Origin of the sequence: Micromonospora sp. NPDC005367 (assembly GCF_040606825.1) — a bacterium.
Taxonomy (GTDB): domain Bacteria; phylum Actinomycetota; class Actinomycetes; order Mycobacteriales; family Micromonosporaceae; genus Micromonospora.
Window position 1 is genome coordinate 1 of record NZ_JBEXFP010000050.1, and the last position, 15,255, is coordinate 15,255.

15 protein-coding genes and 1 pseudogene are annotated in these 15,255 nt (G+C 71.7%); 10 read left to right on the plus strand and 6 right to left on the minus strand.

Going from position 1 to position 15,255, the window contains the following annotated elements:
• Positions 1-141: 141 nt before the first annotated feature.
• Positions 142-1,089 (minus strand): prolyl aminopeptidase, encoded by a 948-nt coding sequence (gene pip, locus ABZS42_RS26285; protein WP_355149619.1) that lies wholly within the window; start codon positions 1,087-1,089, stop codon positions 142-144.
• Between the two features lie 41 nt (positions 1,090-1,130).
• On the opposite strand from pip, the gene ABZS42_RS26290 reads away from it, so the two are divergent.
• Together ABZS42_RS26290 and def are read left to right on the plus strand one after the other, a co-directional pair.
• Positions 1,131-1,619: a MarR family transcriptional regulator gene (locus tag ABZS42_RS26290; RefSeq protein WP_355149621.1), complete on the plus strand. Its 489-nt coding sequence runs from the start codon at positions 1,131-1,133 to the stop codon at positions 1,617-1,619.
• Positions 1,620-1,806: 187 nt separating this feature from the next.
• Entirely contained in the window at positions 1,807-2,316 is a 510-nt protein-coding gene (def, locus tag ABZS42_RS26295) for a peptide deformylase (RefSeq protein ID WP_355149623.1), read from the plus strand.
• A 112-nt stretch (positions 2,317-2,428) separates the two neighbouring features.
• On the opposite strand, the gene ABZS42_RS26300 is transcribed toward def, so the two are convergent.
• Complete coding sequence (locus ABZS42_RS26300; RefSeq protein WP_355149625.1) at positions 2,429-2,971, minus strand: hypothetical protein; 543 nt, start codon at positions 2,969-2,971, stop codon at positions 2,429-2,431.
• Between the two features lie 53 nt (positions 2,972-3,024).
• A pseudogene (locus ABZS42_RS26305) lies at positions 3,025-3,273 on the minus strand (hypothetical protein); the annotation flags it as partial.
• Between the two features lie 251 nt (positions 3,274-3,524).
• Here ABZS42_RS26305 and ABZS42_RS26310 point away from each other — a divergent pair.
• Both ABZS42_RS26310 and ABZS42_RS26315 read left to right on the plus strand, forming a co-directional pair.
• A complete protein-coding gene (locus ABZS42_RS26310) occupies positions 3,525-4,247 on the plus strand; it encodes a winged helix-turn-helix domain-containing protein (protein WP_355149627.1) in 723 nt (240 codons plus the stop codon).
• A complete protein-coding gene (locus ABZS42_RS26315; RefSeq protein ID WP_355149629.1) occupies positions 4,244-5,503 on the plus strand; it encodes an MFS transporter in 1,260 nt (419 codons plus the stop codon). Before ABZS42_RS26310 ends, ABZS42_RS26315 begins: the two co-directional genes overlap by 4 nt.
• A 191-nt stretch (positions 5,504-5,694) precedes the next feature.
• Here ABZS42_RS26315 and ABZS42_RS26320 read toward each other — a convergent pair whose 3' ends face one another.
• On the minus strand, positions 5,695-6,489 hold the full coding sequence (locus ABZS42_RS26320) for a GNAT family N-acetyltransferase (protein WP_355149631.1): 795 nt from the start codon (positions 6,487-6,489) through the stop codon (positions 5,695-5,697).
• A gap of 1 nt (position 6,490) precedes the next feature.
• Positions 6,491-7,264, minus strand: coding sequence for a TSUP family transporter (locus ABZS42_RS26325; RefSeq protein WP_355149633.1), 774 nt, complete (start codon positions 7,262-7,264; stop codon positions 6,491-6,493).
• A 283-nt stretch (positions 7,265-7,547) separates the two neighbouring features.
• Here ABZS42_RS26325 and ABZS42_RS26330 point away from each other — a divergent pair, with 283 nt between their 5' ends.
• The 3 genes from ABZS42_RS26330 to ABZS42_RS26340 all read left to right on the plus strand — a co-directional run bounded on the left by ABZS42_RS26330 (position 7,548) and on the right by ABZS42_RS26340 (position 11,279).
• The gene (locus tag ABZS42_RS26330) at positions 7,548-8,327 is read left to right on the plus strand and encodes an endonuclease/exonuclease/phosphatase family protein (RefSeq protein WP_355149635.1); all 780 of its coding nucleotides are present in this window, start codon (positions 7,548-7,550) and stop codon (positions 8,325-8,327) included.
• Positions 8,328-8,471: 144 nt separating this feature from the next.
• Positions 8,472-10,568 carry a M14 family zinc carboxypeptidase gene (locus ABZS42_RS26335; protein WP_355149637.1) on the plus strand — a complete coding sequence of 699 codons (2,097 nt, stop codon included), beginning with the start codon at positions 8,472-8,474 and terminating at the stop codon, positions 10,566-10,568.
• Between the two features lie 75 nt (positions 10,569-10,643).
• The gene (locus ABZS42_RS26340) at positions 10,644-11,279 is read left to right on the plus strand and encodes a fasciclin domain-containing protein (RefSeq protein ID WP_355149639.1); all 636 of its coding nucleotides are present in this window, start codon (positions 10,644-10,646) and stop codon (positions 11,277-11,279) included.
• Positions 11,280-11,346: 67 nt separating this feature from the next.
• Here ABZS42_RS26340 and ABZS42_RS26345 read toward each other — a convergent pair whose 3' ends face one another.
• Entirely contained in the window at positions 11,347-12,363 is a 1,017-nt protein-coding gene (locus ABZS42_RS26345) for a tyrosine-type recombinase/integrase (protein ID WP_355149641.1), read from the minus strand.
• Positions 12,364-12,417: 54 nt separating this feature from the next.
• Between ABZS42_RS26345 and ABZS42_RS26350 the strand changes: the two genes are divergently transcribed.
• From ABZS42_RS26350 to ABZS42_RS26360, 3 genes are all read left to right on the plus strand, one after another.
• On the plus strand, positions 12,418-12,954 hold the full coding sequence (locus tag ABZS42_RS26350) for an AAA family ATPase (RefSeq protein ID WP_355149643.1): 537 nt from the start codon (positions 12,418-12,420) through the stop codon (positions 12,952-12,954).
• Between the two features lie 681 nt (positions 12,955-13,635).
• Positions 13,636-14,526 carry an RNA polymerase sigma factor SigJ gene (gene sigJ, locus ABZS42_RS26355; RefSeq protein ID WP_355149645.1) on the plus strand — a complete coding sequence of 297 codons (891 nt, stop codon included), beginning with the start codon at positions 13,636-13,638 and terminating at the stop codon, positions 14,524-14,526.
• Between the two features lie 163 nt (positions 14,527-14,689).
• The gene (locus ABZS42_RS26360) at positions 14,690-15,196 is read left to right on the plus strand and encodes a cupin domain-containing protein (protein ID WP_355149647.1); all 507 of its coding nucleotides are present in this window, start codon (positions 14,690-14,692) and stop codon (positions 15,194-15,196) included.
• Positions 15,197-15,255: the final 59 nt, after the last annotated feature.

Genomic DNA, 15,255 nt, shown 5'->3' on the forward strand with positions numbered 1-15,255 from the left:
GCAGCCAGGCGACGAACTCCTCCAGGGCCGCGATCGCCGCGGTCGCGGGGGGGGGGGGCCGGCCGGGGAGGGCGGGGGGGGGGGCCCGGCGGCCGGGCCCCGCCCCCCGCGGGGCGCGGGGGGGCCGCGCCCCGGGCCGCGTCAGCGGGCCGCGAACTCGTCCAACGCGGCCACGACGCGCTCGCCGATACCGTGGCCGGCGCCGTGACCGGCCGCCTCGATCAGCTCCAGGCGGGCGGCCGGCCAGGCCTGCGCCAGCTGCCAGGCAATGACCGGTGGGCTGCTGATGTCCAGCCGGCCGTGCAGCAGCACACCGGGGACACCGGCCAGCCGGTGCGCGTCGCGTAGCAGTTGCCCGTCGGGCAGGAACGCGGCGTTGCGCCAGTAGTGGGTGACCAGCCGGGCCGACAGCATCCGGAACTCGGGGTCTTCGAAGCGGGGGTCCGGGACGGCGCCGGGGACGGTGCGTACGTGGGTGTCGTCCCAGGCGCACCAGTCGCGAGCCGCGCGTTCGCGGACGGCCGGGTCCGGGTCGGCCAGCCGCTGGGCGTACGCGTCGGCCAGGTCGCCGTCGCGGTCGGCCGGTGGCACACCGTCGCGGAACCGGGCCCACTCGGCGGGGAAGATCCTGCCCATCTCGCGGGTGATCCATTCGACCTCGCGGCGGCTCGTGGTGACCACGCTGAACAGCACCAGTTCGCTGACCCGTTCCGGGTGGCGCTGGGCGTACGCCAGGCCGAGGGTGGAGCCCCACGACGCCCCGAGCACCAGCCACCGGTGCACATCGAGGTGTTCCCGCAGCCGCTCGATGTCGGCGATCAGGTGGTCGGTGGTGTTGACCGTCAGGTCGACGTCCGGGTCGGCGGCGTTCGGGCGGCTGCGGCCGCAGCCGCGCTGATCGAACAGGACCACCCGGTAGCGGGCCGGGTCGAAGTAGCGCCGCCAGCCGGGGGTGGCGCCGGAGCCGGGGCCGCCGTGCAGCACGACCGCCGGTTTGCCGTCGGGGTTGCCGCAGGTCTCCCAGTAGACGTGCTGGCCGTCGCCGACGTCGAGCATGCCGTGGGCGTACGGCTCCGTCAGTGGATGCATCCTGCCCTCCCCAGAAACAACAGTGCTGTTACATTAGCGGCGTGGAGGACGACGCACCGAACCGGGAGGCCGTGGGGACGCTGCTGCGGCACGTGCTCGAGACACTCGACGGTGACGTGGCCGCCGTCTACGCCGAGCGAGGCCTGAGCGACTACCGGCCCCGGTTCTCCCCGCCGCTGCGGGCGCTGGTCGCCGACGGGCCGCTGCCGATCCGGGAGCTCGCCCACCGGATCGGAGTCACCCACTCCGCGGCCAGCCAGACCGTGGCCCAGATGGCCCGGGCCGGGCTGGTCGAACTGGCCCCCGGCGTGGACGCCCGGCAGCGCGTCGTGCATCTGAGCACCCGCGCCCGCGAGCTCCTGCCGGTCATCGAGGCGGAGTGGGCGGCCACCACCGCGGCGATGCGCGAGCTGGACGGCGAACTGCCCGCACCCCTGGCCGACGTGCTGCACGCGGTGCTCTCCGCCGTCGCCCGCCGGCCACTGCGCCGGCGCATCGCCGACGCCGGCCTACCCCCACCACCCACCTGAGCGAGCCCTGACGACGTCCCGGTGCCGTACGCCCGATCATCCGCGCCCGTCGAGCTGGCCGACGCCCGCCAGGAACACCGGCCAACGACGACCCGACGCGGGCTTTTCCGGTTCGGCGTGGCCCGCAACCCCGACGCCACCGAGGTGCTCATCCACGACCCCCGCCCGGCCGGATAATCTTGCCGGCATGACAATGCGGCCCATCCGGATCATCGGCGACCCGGTGCTGCGCACCTCGTGCGCGCCGGTGACCAGCTTCGACGCCGAACTACGCGCCCTGGTCGGCGATCTGATGGACACCCTGCTCGGCGCGCCCGGACGAGCCGGCGTAGCCGCCCCGCAGATCGGCGTCGACGCCCAGGTGTTCGTTTACGACGCCGACGGGCACCGGGGTCACCTGGTCAACCCGACGATCGAGCTGTCGGAGGAGACCGAGGTCGACGACGAGGGCTGCCTGTCCATCCCCGGGCTGTACTTCCCGACCCGGCGCGCCCTGCACGCCACAGCCCACGGTTTCGACCAGCACGGCGAACCGCTGACCATCTCCGGCAGCGGATTCCTCGCCCGCGCGTTGCAGCACGAGACCGACCACCTCTCCGGCCGGCTCTACGTGGACACCCTGACCGGGGAGACCCGGCGGCGGGCACTGCGGGAGATCCGCGCCGGCCGCTTCGACTCGCCCAGCCGTCGCGGCTGAACCGGCACCGCTTCGCCGCGCGGCCTGCCCGCCGGCACGACGTGGACGGCCTCGGATCATCAAGGCCCCGGGTGACGCGACCCTCGGCGCGGGGGTTCGGGGCGCGGGGTGGTCAGGTTGTCTTCGGGTCCGGGAGGTCCGCCGGACTGTCGTGCGCTGTGCCGGCGGACCCGGTGTGTACGAGCGCGGTGAGCAGCCGCAGCTTCTCGTCGCTGTCGCTGTCCCTGCCGGGGTAGTAGACGACGAGGATGACATCACCGATGGCGAGTTTGTCCCGGTGCAGGCGTAGTTCATCGACGAGCTCGACGAACCGGGGGTTGCCGGTGTCGTCCCCGATGGTGGTGCGGAGAGCGGCGACGAAATCGTCGGCGGCCTTCGTCCAGTCCTGCTGGAAGGCTTGTTCCTCGGCATCGAGCAGCAGGTCACGCAGCCGGTTGCGGCCGGGTCGCAGGCGGGGGAAGAGCGCCACGGCCATCGGGTTGGAGGCGAGGACGTCGAAGGCGCGTCCTTCGACGAACGCGGGGATCTGCAGGTGGGCGAGCAGCTCGTGCACCCGCGCCGGTACGTGCTCGGGCCGCTTGCGGCGCGGCGTCCTGGGGCGTGCCGCCACGAGGCCGAGCAGGTACGTCCGCTCGACGTCGTCGAGCCGCAGCACGCGCGCGCGAGTGCTTCGAGGACCTGCGGTGAGGGGTTCTTGTCACGGCCCCGCTCCAGGCGCAGGTAGTAGTCGGGACTGATCCCGGCGAGCAGGGCGACTTCCTCCCGGCGCAGGCCGGGCACACGGCGGTTACGGCCGGGCGGCAGTCCCGCCTGCGCCGGGGACACCAGCTCACGGCGGGCGCGAAGGTAGCTGCCGAGCCGGTTGCCGGACTCCTCATCTTTCACGTCGAAACACCGCGGGCCAGGAGAAGGTGAACCGCACGCGCTGCCGCTCGACGACTTCGCCACCGAGGTCATGTAGCTGCTCTCGGCGGATCCGACCCCTCGCGAGATCCTCGTGAGGGGCGTCCAGATGCACCGCTGGGCCGAGCGTGACGGCACCTACGACGACCTGGTCGCGCAACGTTCCCGCGCTCTGGCCATGCTTCCCGTCCGCGAAGGCTGACGGCTCTCCCGCCTTCGGGAAGACCGGCTCGGCAAGATCGATGCAAAGAAGTTCATGCAAATACTCCTTTGCAAAGGCTTCTTTGCATCGCTATCTTGGCATCATGACCGAGGATCCACACAAGCCGGGGTACGACCCCACGCAGGACGTCGTGCTCGACGCGCGAGCCCTGCGCGGGGTCGCCCATCCGCTGCGCCTGCGGTTGCTGGGCTCGCTGCGCCACGACGGACCACAGACCGCCACCCAGCTGGCCGCCCGACTCGGAGAGTCCAGCGCCGCGACCAGCTACCACCTGCGCACACTGGCCACCCACGGCTTCGTCACCGACGCCCCCGAACTGGGCCGCGGCCGGGAACGCTTCTGGCGCGCCGTGCACCGCTCGACCTGGTTCGACACGCCCGACCGGGACGCGCCCGAACGTGAGCTCGGCGAGGCGTACCTACGCACGGTCGCGCGGATCTACGCGGAGAACGTCGAGCAGTCCATCACCGAACTGGCCGGCTGGCCGCAGGAGTGGGTGCGGGCGGCCAGCCTGAGCGACCTCACCGTCAGCCTGAGCGCCGCCGAGGCGCAGCAACTCGCCGACGACATGATGGCCCTGCTGGTGCGCTACCGCGACCAGGCCACGGAACGGGCCGGAGACGGCTCGGAACGCGTCTCGATGAGCACCCAGTTCCAGATCTTCCCCCGGCGCGGCCAGCTCGACGCGCTGCTGGCGGCCCGAACCGTGTCCACCGGCGAGCCCGACGAACCCGCCGGCAGCGCCGCTGACGAACCCGCCGGCAGCGCTGCCGACGCACCCGCCGGTGACGGCGGCCAACGATGAGGCGGCGCTCCGCGTACGGACTGCTCATCGCCCAGACGGTCTCGGTCACCGGCACCCGGATGTCGGTCGTCGCGGTGCCCTGGTTCGTGCTGCAGAGCACCGGCGACGCCCTGCTCACCGGCGTCACCGCGTTCGTGGAGATGGGCGCCCTGGTCGCGGCGCGGATACTCGGCGGACCGCTGATCGACCGGATCGGGCCGCGGATCGCCAGCGTCGGCGGTGACCTGATCGCCGGGCTGCTGCTCGGCGTGCTGCCCCTGCTGTACGCCGCCGACCTGCTCAGCTTCCCGGTCCTGCTCGTACTGGTCGGCCTGGTCGGGCTGTTCCGCGGCCCGTCGGACAACGCGAAGTACGCGATGGTCCCCGACGTCGCGGCCACCGCCGGCTGGAGCAACGAGCGTGCCGCCGGGCTGGCCGACAGCGGCCAACGCCTCGGATCGATGATCGGAGCGCCGCTGGGCGCAGTGCTGATCACCCTGGTCGGCGCTCCCGCGGTCATCGCGCTGGACGCGGGCAGCTTCCTGCTCGCCGCCACGCTGGTGGCGACCCTGGTCCGGGTCCGGCGAGCCGAACCCGACCCGGCCGAGGTGGGCCAGCACACCGGCGTCGGCCGCTACCTGGCCGACCTCGGCACCGGACTGCGTTTCGTCCGGCGTGACCCGCTGCTACGGGCGATCGTCGCGATGGTGCTGCTGACCAACCTGCTCGACCAGGCGATCACGGCGGTACTGGTGCCGGTATGGGCAGCCGAGCGGTTCGACGACGCCGCACCCGTCGGCCTGGTGTTCGGCGCGCTGAGCGCCGGCGCCTTCGTCGGGTCGCTGCTCGTGTCGATACACGGCGCCAGACTGCCGCGCTGGCGCACGTACACCGTCGCCTTCCTGCTCGGCGCCGTCCCGCGGATCTTCGTACTGGCGCTGCCAGTCGGACTGCCCGTCATCGCCGGCGTCGCACTCGTCGGCGGCGTGCTGATCGGGGCGATCAACCCGTTGCTGTCCGCCGCCGAATTCGAACGCATCCCGGCCGGCCTGCGGGCCCGTGTCCTCGGCGCGGTCGGCGGCCTGGCCTGGGCCGGCATCCCGCTCGGCGGGCTCGTCGGCGGCGTGCTCGCGACAACGCTCGGCGCCACCGGCGGCATCCTCGTCGTGGGCGTCGCGTACCTGCTGGTCACCCTGGACCCGCTGGTGCGCCGGCGCACCTGGCGGCTGATGGACCGGGCCGCTCCGGCGACCGCCCCGGTCTCCGTACCGGCCTGAGGTTCAGCTCGGTCAGGCCCGCCCGAGCGAGCCGAGGCCCAGGCGGCGGTACCCCGGACACCGGTGTCCGGACCGGCCGCCGCCCGGGTCCGGTGCGGCCGGCCGAAGTCGCATGAACCGGCGACAAACCCCGCGGCACGGGCGCGCAAACCCGCAGGCGAACGGCGAAGACCCCGCCCACGACCGGCCCCTCACCCCGCAGCGCGCTGATTCTGCGGGCGGCCCGTCAAGATGTACTCACCGTAGTCGGCGACCCGGGTGAACCCGAGCCGCTCGTACAGCCGCACCGCCGTGCCGTTGTCGGCCCGCACGTTCAACGTGACGTGCGAGACGGAGTCGCGCAGCCGGTGACAGAGCGCGGCCACCACCGCCGTGCCCAGGCCACGCCCCCGCACCCGAGGATGGGTGGTGACGTTACCCAGGGCCGCCACCCGGTACGTCGGCGACCAGACGTGCACACCGGCCACGGCCACCAGCGCCCCACCGTCGTGGACCCCCACGTACTGCCCGGTGCGCAGCATCCGCGGGTCGAACCAGTTACCCGGGTACGCCTCGGCGTAGAGGGCGTGCAGCTGCGGCAGGTCCGCCACGCTCAACGGCCGCCCGACCGGGGTGACCCGGTCCAGGCGAGCCGGATCGGTCAACGCCATCTTCAGGTGGGCGGCCGGACCGTCGACGTCGAACGTGGGCGCCAGCGCCGCCGCCAGACCGGGGGAGAGGTGCGCGTACAACCGGGCGGGCAGCACCGGGGCGAGGTCGGCGAGCAGCACCGCCAGCTCGTCGACGTCCGCCGGCGCGGCGAACGCCAGCAACGTCGGCGGGCTCACGCCGTGATAAAGCAGCGCCACCTGCTCGCCGTGGCGGAACCACGAGGTGTACGGCCAGAAGAAGTCGTCCAGGTCGCCGAGCTGGTACGCGTGCAGCACCGGGTCCCGGCCGAGCAGGGCAGCCAGCACGCCGCGGTCATGTTCGGCGCGTACCGGCATCTCAGCCAGCCAGCCACTGGTCGTAACCGAGCTTGCCCACCAGGGCCACCACCACCACCAGCAGCACGACGCGCACGAACCCGGCGCCGCGGCGCAGAGCCATCCGCGCGCCCAACGCCGCCCCGGCGATGTTGCACACCGCCATCCCCGCGCCGAGCAGCCACCACACGTGCCCCGTCGCCGCGAACACCACCAACGCACCCAGGTTCGTGCCGGCGTTGACGACCTTCGCCATGGCCGAGCCGTGCACGAAGTCCGCCCCGACCAACGCGGTGAACGCCAGCACCAGGAACGTGCCGGTGCCGGGACCGATCAGCCCGTCGTACAGGGCGATGCCGATACCGGCGAGCGCCACCGCCGCGGCCACCCGCGCCGGGGTGCGCCGGTGCGGGAGCGACACCACACCGAGCCGGGGGCGCAGCAGCACGAACAGCGCCACCGACAGCAGCACCACGAGCACCACCGGCCGGTACGCCGCCGCCGGCACGGCGCCGGCCAGCACCGCACCCACCCCGGAACTGAGCACCGCCAGCGCGGCGGCAGGCCCCGTCACCGCCCAGTCGATCTTGGTGCGTCGCGCATACGTCGCCGCCGCCGTCGTGGTGCCGGCGATCGCGGCCAGTTTGTTCGTACCCAGCGCCGTGGCCACCGGCAGCCCGGGCGCGGCCACCAGCAGCGCCGGCAGCAGAAGCAGCCCACCACCGCCCACCACGGCGTCGACCCAGCCGGCCACACCAGCCGCGGCGAGGAGTGTGATCAGCGATGCGGGGTCCACGGGCAGCCATTCTTCCGACCCGCCCGGGACCGACGCCGCCCCCTGTGGCCAGCCTCACCACCCCCACCACCGACCGCGTGATCATGAAGCTGTTGCGCCGACACGCCGATGGGCGCAACAACTGCATGATCACCGGGAAGAGCCCCGAGGGAAGGGGAGGAAGCGGGTCAGCGGCGGCGGCGCAGCCACACTCCGAGCGCGCCGAACGCCACGAACACCAGCATCGAGCACAGCAACGCCTTGACCACCCGGTAAGACTGCCACGACGTCGTAGGGTGCAGGAGTGCGCCTGGCCACCTTCAACCTGCTGCACGGTCGATCACTCACCGACGGACTCGTCGACCCCGACCGGCTCACCGCGGCGGTCACCGCGCTCGACGCCGACGTACTCGCCCTCCAAGAGGTCGACCGGGACCAGAGCCGCAGCGGCCATCTCGACCTCACCGCCATCGCCGCCCGCGCGCTCAACGCCCCACACCACCGCTTCGCCGGCGCCCTCGTCGGCACCCCCGGCGAAGGATTCCGCCCCCTCACCGGCGACGACGACGGACACGGCGAACCCTGCTACGGCATCGGACTGATCAGCCGCTACCCGGTCAGCAAATGGCGCGTCACCCGCCTCACCCCCGCGCCCGTACGCTCACCCGTCCACGTCCCCGGACCCGGCCGCAACCTCGTCCTGCTCCGCGACGAACCCCGCGTCGTACTCGCCGCCGTCCTGCACACCCCGTACGGAACACTCACCGCCGCCGCCACCCACCTGTCCTTCGTACCCGGGTGGAACCTGCGCCAACTCCGCCAGGTCGTCCGCGCGCTACGCGCCCTACCCGCACCCCGCGTCCTGCTCGGCGACCTCAACCTGCCCGCCGGCGTGGTCCGGGTCGTCTCCGGCTGGCGACCCCTGGGCCGCCGCCCCACCTACCCGGCCGGTGAACCCCGCGTACAACTCGACCACATCCTCGGCGACCGGCACGCCCTGCGCCGGCTCCCACCGATCACCGCCGTCACCACACCGCTGTCCACCATCTCCGACCACCGCCCGCTCCTGGTCGACATCGGCTGACCAACCGCCAACGGGGCCGGGGGAGAAGACCCCTCATCGCATCGAGACGCAAGATTCCCTCAAGATCGTTGATTCAATGATCCATGACGATCATGCTGGTCCAAACCGCGACACGGTCAACCAGTACAACGCCATGGAGGTCATGTGAGACGCCACCGCGCTGTTCTCATCGCACTGTCCACACTCCTCACCGCAAGCCTCACCACCCTCGCCGCCCCAGCCAGCGCCGCCGAACCCCACCAGGTCACCGGCCTCACCGTCAACCAGGCCGACGGATTCGCCACCCTCGCCTGGCAGCCCGTCGACGGCGCCACGGACTACCAGATCGAACGCACCCCCGTCGACAACGCCGGCACCCCCACCGGCACCGCCACCATCGTCGGCATCTGGCGCCCCAACCGGCAGATCAACCAGGAGTCACCCACCTTCGCCGACGCCGGCTTCAACCCCGGCGACCGGTTCCAGTGGCGGGTACGCGCCCGCTTCGACACCACCGAACAGCCCTACTCCGACCCGGTAGCCGGCACCACCACCGCCCCCTGGGGCAACCCCGACACCCCCGGCGAGCAACTGCGCACCCAGTGGGAGACCACCCACGCCGCGCAGTACACCAGCGACACCGAGGAATACGCCTACACCGCCGCCATCGACGAACTCAGCGAGCGCGTCCGCGTCGTCGAGATCGGCCGCACCGTCAAGAACCGGCCGATCAACATGTTCGTCATCGGCTACCCCACCCCGCCGGCCACCCCCGAAACCGTCGCCGCCACCTCACCCGCGGCCGTCAACTGCAACGTCCACGGCAACGAACCCGGCGACCGCGAAGCCTGCCTCATCATGGCCCGGCAGCTCGCCTTCAGCACCGACCCCCGGGTCATCGACCTGCTCAGCCACACCACCGTCCTGATCGTCCCCACCATCAACGGTGACGGCCGAGCCGCCAACACCCGCGGCAACTCCACCGGCCAGGACCTCAACCGCGACTACTCGCTCATCCGCCAGCCGGAAACCGCCGCGTACGTCAACATGGTCCGCCAGTACCGGCCCGTCGCCGGCTACGACGGCCACGAGTACGGCAACTCCCGCGCCGGCGACCTGCCCATGCTGCCGCCGCGACACCAGAACGTCGCCCAGCCGATCTTCGACGAGTCCATGGACATGATCGAAGGCCACATGTACCGCGAAGGCGCCGAAGCCGGCTGGTGGCCCTGCCCGTACGGCTGCGACGGCGGCGGCAACGTTGGCCTCGGCCAGGAGACCATCCTCCGCAACACCCTCGGCCTGAAGAACGTCGTCAACTCCCTGCTCGAACTGCGCAGCTCCGGCGGACAGACCCGCCCCGACGAGGGCAACGCGGCCAACAACCGCCGCCGCAAGACCTTCTCCGCCCTCTGGACGTTCCAGCAGTTCCTCGACTACCACCGCGCACAGCTGGGCGACATCACCCAGGCCCGCAACGAGGCCATCACCTTCCAGGCCGCCAACACCGGCCGAATCGTCTTCCGCGGGTCCCGACCCATCCCCGCCCACCCGGCGCCGCACCCCGGCAGCAGCCCGCCGCCGATCGACGCCCCGCAGGCCGACCTCGTCCTCGACAACGCCCCCTGCGCCTACCGGCTCACCGAGGAGCAGTACCACGGCGCCCGCACCGACGGCCCCACCGGCGCCGTCACCACCGCGGCCGAGCGCATCGCCGATCACGGCTGGAAGGTCATCAAGGTCGGCGACGGCTACTACGTCCCGCTCAACCAGCCCGAGCGAGGCCTCATCCCGCTGCTCCTCGACGGGCAGGGCGTGGAGAACCTTGTCGACGGCGAGCGCATCTACCCGACCAGCACCGGCCGCCACACCGGGCCCCTGACCGTCAACGGCTTCGCCTGCCTGGCCGACGCCACCGTCACCGGCCCGGTCACCGTCCGCTCCGGCGCGGCGCTCGTCGCCACCGGCACCACCATCACCGGACCGGTCAACGCCAGCGGCGCCGCGGGCGTCCTGCTCGCCAACAGCAAGATCACCGGCCCGCTCCGCGTCACCGGCACCACCGACGCGATCTCCCTGATCGACCTCACCGTCACCGGCCCGGTCGACCTGTCCACCAACCGCACCACCAACCAGCCGCTGCTCGCCGGCAACCGGGTCAACGGCCCGCTGGCCTGCGCCGGCAACACCACCGCACCCACCAACCTCAACCTCAGCAACACCGTCACCGGCCCCCGCGCCGGACAGTGCGCCACCCTGTAACACTCACCCGATGACCGTGCCGGCAGGGCGGACGCGCCTCCGCCCTGCCGGCACACCCCCATAGGAGGAGACGCCGTGTCGTACCCCCGCACCAGCAGGCCGCGACGCGCCGGCGCCATCCTCGCGACGGCCCTGCTGCTCGCCACCAGCGCCTGCACCGACCAATCCGAACCGGCCTCAGCAGCCGGCACCGTCAGCGTCACCGGACCGCTCTGCGCCGCCCTGCCCACCGGCACCGAACCCGGCAACCCCACCGCCCTCGCCGACCTCCCCGTCGACCAGGCGCTGACCTGGATGCCCACCCTCACCACGTTCGAAGCCGCCCTCCGCACCAGCGGCCTGCTCACCGACCTGCACCAGGACGGCATCACCCTGCTCGCCCCCACCGACGACGCCTTCGCCAAGAAGTTCTCCGAAGACAACTGGGACACCCTCATGACCCAGGACCACGACAAACTGCGCACCCTGCTGAAGGCACACCTCATCGCCGGCACCCACTCCCTGGACGAACTCGCCACCGCCGGCACCACCACCACCCTCGACGGCGTCACCCTCACCGTCACCCGTACCGGCGACACCACCCGCTTCGGCGACACCGCCGACGCGGTCTGCGCCGACTACCTGGCCACCGGCGCCCGCATCCACCTCGTCAACGCCGTCCTCGGCCCCCTGCCCACCACCGCCGACGGCAGCGGCCACCGCGCCCACTGACCCACCCGGGCCCGACTGTCACGGCAGGCCACCGAGCGGCTCACTCCAATCACCGCTGACACACGCCCTACCGCTCGCCGGAGCTCCGGAGGTCCTGAGCGAACAGACCGGCCAACGCCCGGTTCGTACGGTTGGACCGCACCGCCGCGCGCTGCTGACCGGCCGTCACCTCGATGTACGTCTGCGACGCCGTCAACGACGCGTGCCCCAGCAACCGCATGATCTCCGAGGCGCCCGCCCCGTCCTCCGCCAACCGGGTAGCGAAGGTGTGCCGCAACGCGTGCAGCCGAGCCCCCCGCGGAACCCGGTCGGTGATACCCGCCCGCCGGTAGCACGACTCCACCAGATACTGCAGCCCACCACGGCGCAACGGCTCACTTCGCCGATCCACCAGCAGCGGCGAGTCCGGTCGCACACTGCGTGCCCCGAACCGGCGCCGCCGGCTGTCCACGTACTCGGTGAGCACCCGGTCCACGGCGTCCTCGATCGGCACCGTACGTGGCCGCCCACCCTTGCCGGCCACCTCGACCCGCCGCTCACCCCGGCGGCCGGTCACCGACGTCACGCGCAGCGCCAGCAGCTCCGACAGGCGCAGCCCGGCGCAGAGCGCCAAGGCCAGCACCGCCAGGTCCCGCTCGGGCCACGGATCACGCTGCCGACCGGCCTCTCCGGCGACGGCGGCCAGCAGTTCCTCCGGGGTGTCCTCGCCCTGCAGCGGCTTGGGCTGGGGGAGCGGGACGCGTGGCCGTCCCACCGCCGGCATCGGGTTTCCCGGTACGACACCCTCGGCGACGAGGAAGGTGAAGAAGCTGTTCCAGGTGGACCAGGCACGGTGGACGGACGCGGCGGCGCGGGGCGCGGCGAACCCGGCGAACGCCACCCGCATGAGCCGGGGGGAGAGCGCGTCGATCGGCAGGGTGTCGAGGGGGAGGGGAGGGGTGAGTGCCTCTCCGGCCAGGTTCGACACGCTGCGCAGGTCTCGCCGGTAGGCCTCCAGGGTGTGTGGTGAGGGCTTGCGGGTCGCGCGTGCGGTCAGGAACTCCTCGATCCAGAACTGTACCGATTCATCCCGTTTGTCATGCATAAGGCATATTATGCATGATTTTCGTATTACTGGGCAAATCAGGGGAGGGTACTCATGCGGCGATACGTGCTGACCGGCGCGCCGGGGGCGGGCAAGACCAGCATCGCGCGAGCCCTGCGGCAACGCGGTTACCCGGTCGTCGACGAGGCGGCGACCGACGTAATCGCCGCCGAGCAGACCCGGGGGGTCGCGCAGCCGTGGGCGGAGCCGGGATTCGTCGAGGCGGTCGCCCGGCTACAGCGCCGGCGCAGGATCGCCGAGACCCGGGGCCCGGTGCAGGTGCACGATCGTTCGCCGCTGTGCACCCTGGCCCTGGCCGAATACCTGGGCCATCCGATCGGTCCGGAACTCGCTGCCGAACTCGCGTGGGCCCGGCGTGAGGCGATCTACGAACGTCCGGTGTTCCTGGTCGGGTCGCTCGGTTTCGTCACGCGTACGGCGGCCCGGCGGATCAGCCGGACCGACGCGGTGGCGTTCGGGCGCGTGCACGCCCGCGTCTACACCGACTACGGGCACGAACTCGTCGACGTGCCAGCGGGGCCGGTGGAGCAGCGGGCCGCGTTCGTCGCGGCGCACCTGAAGCCCTGCTGAGGGAGGCCTCGATCCGGTCAGCTTGACATAATGTACATTATCGAATCAGGGCTGGGGTGGCGTCTGAGCCGCCCGTACGGCCTGCTGGGTTCTTCCGCCCGCGCAGCAATGGCTTAAAGAACCGACAGCCCTCGCAATCCTCATCCACTCGGACTGCTGCAGGTCCACGACCCCGCTCCTTCGGTGCTGCGGTGTCGGCATGCTCGCGAAATCAGCGCGGTCCGGCGATTCGGCCGACGGCAACCTTGGCCGAATTCAGGTCTGCGCCGGTCGCCTTCCGGTACGCGGCGACCGCCTTGATCTTGTTGCCGTCGGCCAGATGCGCCCCGACCTCGCAACGAAGGCCGCTCGGTCGGCGTGCGGCAAAGGTCGGTTCGAACGGTCACGGTCGGCGGTGCGGGATGCGCGGTCGGCTACACCCCGTACCTGGCTCATTCGTTCGCTACGGACCGATTCCACGTGACGTCGCAGGACATCGACGAATGTCGTGTCCTGGCGGACCAGGATCGGACCGCTGGCTCCGCTCCCCCGCGTCCCGGACCCATGCGGTCCGGGACGCGGGCGCACCGGGACGTCGAGGAGCGGCGTGTCTCGCGTACCACCTTCCGCTGAGCTGTCGTCGAAGGTCCCCGGTACGGCTGGCTACGCTGGATCGGCACGCTGGAGGAGGTCGCGACCTGCATGGGTGACTCGCACGGGGCCGGACGATCGGAGCCCGCGGACCCGCTCGGAGCCGGATGGGAGCAGCACCGGCCCGCGGTTTTCGGTGTGGCCTACCGGCTGCTGGGCAGCGTGGCCGACGCCGAGGATGTGACGCAGGACGTGTGGCTGCGGGCGGCTGGGGCGGATCTGCGGGACGTCGGTGACCTGCACGCCTGGCTGGTGACGGTTGCCGCGCGACGGTCGTACGACATTCTCAAGAGTGCCCGTTTCCGGCGGGAGACCTATGTCGGGCCGTGGCTGCCGGAGCCGCTGCTGACCGGGCCGGACGCGTCGCAGCCGGTACTCGTCGACGAGTCCGTCAGTTCGGCGATGCTGCTGATCATGGAAGAGTTGAGCCCGCCGGAGCGGGTGGCCTTCGTGCTGCACGACGTGTTCGGTCTGGAGTTCGGCCGGATCGCCGAGGTGCTGGACGTCTCCGTGCCGGGTGCCCGGCAGCTCGCGTCGCGGGCACGGCGGCGGGTGGCCGGCGCGAGGCAGTCCAAGCCGCAGGCGTCGAAGGCGGAGCGGGAACGGGTCCTCACGGCCTTCCGGGCCGCGTACGAGGCCGGGGATCTGGCCGGCCTGGTCAGGCTTCTGCATCCGGACGCCGTGTATGTCACCGACGGTGGCGGCAAGGTCTCCGCGGCACGCCGGCTCATATACGGCGGCGAGCGCGTCGCTGAGGTGATGGTGCGTACGGGACGGCAGTGGCGCCCGGAGCGGATCGACTTCGCCGAGGTCGGCGGTGAGCTCGCCCTGGTGTTCCAGCGGGAGGGCGGGGTCTACTCCGTCGACACGGTGCAGATCACAGGCGGTCTGATCAACGCGTATCGCAGGGTGATGAACCCCGACAAACTCGTGCGCGTCTGAGCTGTCACACCCGGAGGGGCTACCTCGTCTCCCTGTTGAGAACGGAAAACGGGCGACGAAGGATCAGACGCGAGCAGGTGGGATCGGTCATGCGGAACGGCATGTGCCTCCATCTGCGCCCGGGGCTGTGGGCCCGAGTCGCCCCTGCTCAGTAAGGACCTGTATGCGAGCCATCACTGGGCGAGGCCGGAGGGTCGGTATCGCCGGCCTGCTGGCTGTCGCCACGCTGACCGCGGCCACGGCCTGTTCGGCCTCCGACCAGCCCGCTGATGCCGGGGAGCCGACCACGGCCGCGGCAGCTGCGTCGGCGTCGGTCTCGGCGTCGGCGCGTCCCGCCGAGACGCTCAAGCCGTTGCTTCAGCAGGCCCTGCCGGATGTGGAGGGCAAGACGTTCACCTCGGCGGTGGTCGAACTTCCGCCCAACGCGAGTGCGGCGCCGCACCGGCACGGCCAGGCGTTCGTCTACGCCTACGTCCTTGAGGGCACGGTGCGCAGCAAGCTCGACGACAAGCCTGTGACCACCTTCCACCAGGGCGAGAACTGGGTCGAGCAGCCGGGCACCGATCACGTCCTCACCGAGAACGCCAGCCAGAGTGAGCCGGCCAAGCTTCTGGTCGTCTTCGTCTCCAACACCGGGGACGAGCTGAAGGTCGACGACCCGAAGTCGTAGCCCGGGGCACGCCGTGAACGGCGATGCGCGGTACGAACTCTGCCCCTGCCAGAACACGC

Bases quoted from the DNA above. Each gene is read 5' to 3' on its own strand.
- pip (WP_355149619.1), bottom strand. From the start codon at position 1,089: ATGCATCCACTGACGGAGCCGTACGCCCACGGCATGCTCGACGTCGGC.
- def (WP_355149623.1), top strand. From the start codon at position 1,807: ATGACAATGCGGCCCATCCGGATCATCGGCGACCCGGTGCTGCGCACC.
- ABZS42_RS26310 (WP_355149627.1), top strand. From the start codon at position 3,525: ATGACCGAGGATCCACACAAGCCGGGGTACGACCCCACGCAGGACGTC.
- ABZS42_RS26315 (WP_355149629.1), top strand. From the start codon at position 4,244: ATGAGGCGGCGCTCCGCGTACGGACTGCTCATCGCCCAGACGGTCTCG.
- ABZS42_RS26320 (WP_355149631.1), bottom strand. From the start codon at position 6,489: ATGCCGGTACGCGCCGAACATGACCGCGGCGTGCTGGCTGCCCTGCTC.
- ABZS42_RS26345 (WP_355149641.1), bottom strand. From the start codon at position 12,363: ATGCATGACAAACGGGATGAATCGGTACAGTTCTGGATCGAGGAGTTC.
- ABZS42_RS26350 (WP_355149643.1), top strand. From the start codon at position 12,418: ATGCGGCGATACGTGCTGACCGGCGCGCCGGGGGCGGGCAAGACCAGC.
- sigJ (WP_355149645.1), top strand. From the start codon at position 13,636: ATGGGTGACTCGCACGGGGCCGGACGATCGGAGCCCGCGGACCCGCTC.
- ABZS42_RS26360 (WP_355149647.1), top strand. From the start codon at position 14,690: ATGCGAGCCATCACTGGGCGAGGCCGGAGGGTCGGTATCGCCGGCCTG.